Annotated in this window: 3 protein-coding genes; 2 read left to right on the forward strand and 1 reads right to left on the reverse strand. The window is 36.9% G+C overall.

What is annotated here, in order from left to right; all coding sequences use genetic code 11:
- Window positions 1-154: 154 nt before the first annotated feature.
- Both ACY65O_RS18080 and ACY65O_RS18085 read left to right on the forward strand, forming a co-directional pair.
- Window positions 155-1,480: a prolipoprotein diacylglyceryl transferase gene (locus tag ACY65O_RS18080; RefSeq protein ID WP_462222261.1), complete on the forward strand. Its 1,326-nt coding sequence runs from the start codon at window positions 155-157 to the stop codon at window positions 1,478-1,480.
- A gap of 270 nt (window positions 1,481-1,750) precedes the next feature.
- Window positions 1,751-1,891, forward strand: coding sequence for a hypothetical protein (locus ACY65O_RS18085; protein ID WP_462222262.1), 141 nt, complete (start codon window positions 1,751-1,753; stop codon window positions 1,889-1,891).
- 324 nt (window positions 1,892-2,215) lie between these two features.
- Here ACY65O_RS18085 and ACY65O_RS18090 read toward each other — a convergent pair whose 3' ends face one another.
- Window positions 2,216-3,139, reverse strand: coding sequence for a bifunctional riboflavin kinase/FAD synthetase (locus tag ACY65O_RS18090; RefSeq protein ID WP_462222263.1), 924 nt, complete (start codon window positions 3,137-3,139; stop codon window positions 2,216-2,218).
- Between the last annotated feature and the right edge of the window lie 380 nt (window positions 3,140-3,519).

Here is a 3,519-nt window from a genome sequence, read left to right on the forward strand (position 1 = left end):
CAGCTGGCTGGGGGGATAATTAAAGTTACAATATATTTCACAGTAATGATTAAGTTATATTTATAAGTGCTGCGATTATTTGAATATCTTGCAGCCGAAAAAAAACAGCAACTAATCAACTAATCAACTAATCAACTAATAAATCAATAAACCAATGTATCCCAATTTATATTATGTTTTTAAAGACTGGTTTGGAGTGGAATGGAAAGGGCTGAATATTTTAAATACATTTGGTTTAATGGTTGCCATCGCATTTATTGTTGCAGCTATTGTACTAACCAGCGAATTAAAGCGAAAAGAAAAACTGGGTTTATTATTTCCAAGAGAAGAAATGATAACGGTTGGCAAGCCGGCTTCTTTAATGGAATTGATAATAAATGCATTGATCGGTTTTGTTTTCGGCTTCAAAATTTTAGGATTAATTTTCAGCCGGCCGGAAGGAATGAATCCACAGGAATATATTTTTTCAAGCCAGGGAAATATATTGGGAGGATTGGCTGTAGCCATACTTTTAGGAGGATTAAAATGGTACGATAGAAACAAACAAAAACTTAAAGAACCCGAACGCCGTAATGTACGCATTTGGCCACACGACAGGGTGGGAGACATAATAATACTTGGTTTGATATTTGGAATTTTAGGCGCCAAATTATTTGATAATCTCGAAAACTGGGATGATTTTATTAAAGACCCAATAGGAAGATTATTTTCTGCAAGCGGACTTACTTTTTATGGTGGATTAATTTTGGCAGCAGTAGCCATTTGCTGGTATGCTTCTAAGAGAGGTATAAAAATTATTCATTTGGTAGACAGCGCTGCGCCTGCCTTAATGATTGCTTATGCTGTGGGCAGAATTGGTTGCCAGGTGGCTGGCGATGGAGATTGGGGAATTTACAACAGTGCTTATGTTGCAGATAGTAAAGGAAAAACTATTGTAGCTAAACCAGATGATTTTAAAAATGTATTAACAGGTAACACTGCATATTTTTTAGAGGGCAAAGCACCTGATACCGCAGGTAGATTAATATATGTTACTGATAGAAAACATGGCAGCCTTGCGGAAGTAGCACATAAAAATTTTAAAGGCCCTTCCTTTTTGCCCAATTGGATGTTCGGATATGCTTATCCCAAAAATGTAAACAGCGATGGAATTTTAATTACAGGCGATAATGATGAACACAACCGCATGTTACCCTCACCGGTTTTTCCCACACCTTTTTACGAAACTATTGCCTGCACTTTACTTTTTCTTTTTTTATGGAGCATAAGAAAGCGTATAAAAACACCGGGTGTAATTTTTGGTATTTATCTTATTTTAAATGGGGCCGAAAGATTTTTAGTAGAAAAAATCCGGGTAAACACAACCTATTCTATAGCTGGCTTTCATCCTACACAAGCCGAAATAATTTCGTTTTTATTATTCCTTGCAGGAATTTGTTTAATCCTGATTCAAAAGCAAAGGACAAAAAGCGCTGTTTAATCTATTTACACAATCTAAAAGTAAACTGCAATTTTAATGACAACCCGTTTCTCAATATTACTTTTCCTGACAATTGTATTTACTTGTTAATTTGGACAAAGTAATCCTGACAGATTACTTGTTTTTGTTGGACAGAAACTTTCGGTAACAGAATTACCGAAACCAGCAGCCCTCATAAATGCATTTTAAAAGAAGAAACAGAAAGCCCTAAAGCAGGAAATTTAATTAGCAAAGAGATTTAAAAAGAATATTTTATCAATAAAAAATTAAATGCAGAAAATTAAAAAAGTAATAGTAAAAAAAACAAAAAATAAAGTGCTTTCCCGGGATACTCACTTAGATAAAAAATATGGAGTTCACGGCACTGCTTCACGTTCTGAATTTGAATTAAAAGCACAGACTTTTATTTGAGGCGAAATTTTAAAAGAAGAAAGGGAGAAAGTAAATTTAACTCAGGCTGAAATGGCGGAAAAACAGGAACTAAAAAACCTGTATTTCAAGCATTGAAAATGGCAGGGCCGATATTCAATTATCAACTTTGTACCGGCTTATTGCGCAGGGGTTAAACAGAAAGCTTGAACTTTCGATTCATTAAAAAGAAAAAGGGTAAGAATATTTTCGCTTCAATCTCCGCTGCAATAAAAGTTCCCCAATGGTATGCCGTTGAACCGAGCGTGGCAACGATGATGCCATAAAAAACAAATGCCCGTCGCCAAAAAAATGTAAAACGAAGTTTTATAAAACTGCCAAACTATCTTCCTTATCCCTGTGCAGTTGTTGTTTCAATTCTTCCAGTCCACTAAATTTTACTTCGCTGCGTAAATATTTTTTTACATACACCCTTATGGTTTTGCCGTAAATCTCTGTTTCAAAATTAAAAATATTTACTTCCACCACACGTTTTTTTCCATTTACGGTTGGCCGGAAGCCAATACTCATCATGGCCTTGTAACGGGTACCATCAACCTCGGTGTACACCGCATAAATGCCATCGCCTAAAACAATTTTTTCTTCGTCGGTGCTTTTAAGGTTTGCAGTGGGGTAACCAATAGTGCGGCCAATTTTATCGCCATGCACTACTTCGCCTTCAAAAAAGAAAGTGTAGCCCAGCAGTTGGTTGGCTTCTTCCACATGGCCGTGTAAAATTGCTTCACGGATATTGCTGCTGCTTACTTTTATAGTGTTCAGCAAATGCAAAGGGATTTCCATCAGCTGATAATTATAGACGATGGCTTTTTCTTCCATCAGTTTATAATCACCCCTACGCTCTCTGCCAAAGCGATGGTCGTAACCAATGATGATGGTATGCGGCTGAAATTTATCTACCAAAAAATCGCTGATGTATTCTTCGGCGGTTTGGTTGGCAAAATAATCTGTAAAGGGCACTACCACCAAATGATCTACACCGGCTTTTTCTATAAGTTCAATTCTTTCGTTAAGCGTATTGATTAGCCTGATGCCGGTAACGGCAGAAGACACCACTTTACGTGGATGTGGGTGAAAGGTGATGATGATGGATTCGCCACCTGCGGCTGCTGCAGCATCTTTAAGTGTATTGATAATTTGCTGGTGGCCGCTGTGTACCCCATCAAATGTGCCAATAGTTATGACCGCATTTTTAAAAACCGGTAAATTATCTATATTATTATGTACCTGCATAGGAAAGTTGTGCAAATCTAATGGATAAATTGCCCCTATCCCCTGGAGGGGGACTGCAGCTTTTTAAATTAGATCTTATTCTTTTTCTTTAAAGAGTTGCAAATCTAATGGATAAATCTATAAAGAATAATGGATAATTATTTAATGGATAATGGATAATTCGTTTGTAATTTGCGCCCGATTCATTATTCACTATTCACAATTGACCATTCACAATGTCTTTATACAGTAAACGGGGCGTATCTGCCCAAAAAGAAGAAGTGCATGCGGCTGTTAAAAACCTCGACCAGGGTTTATTTCCCAATGCTTTTTGCAAAGTGTATCCCGATTTTTTGGGTGGCGATGAAAATTTTGTAAACATCATGCATGCCGATGGTGCC

The sequence above is a fragment of the Ferruginibacter sp. genome (assembly GCF_031430955.1).
Taxonomy (GTDB): domain Bacteria; phylum Bacteroidota; class Bacteroidia; order Chitinophagales; family Chitinophagaceae; genus Ferruginibacter.

Coding starts and splice junctions, on each gene's coding strand:
- ACY65O_RS18080 (WP_462222261.1), top strand. CDS start 155: ATGTATCCCAATTTATATTATGTTTTTAAAGACTGGTTTGGAGTGGAA.
- ACY65O_RS18085 (WP_462222262.1), top strand. CDS start 1,751: ATGCAGAAAATTAAAAAAGTAATAGTAAAAAAAACAAAAAATAAAGTG.
- ACY65O_RS18090 (WP_462222263.1), bottom strand. CDS start 3,139: ATGCAGGTACATAATAATATAGATAATTTACCGGTTTTTAAAAATGCG.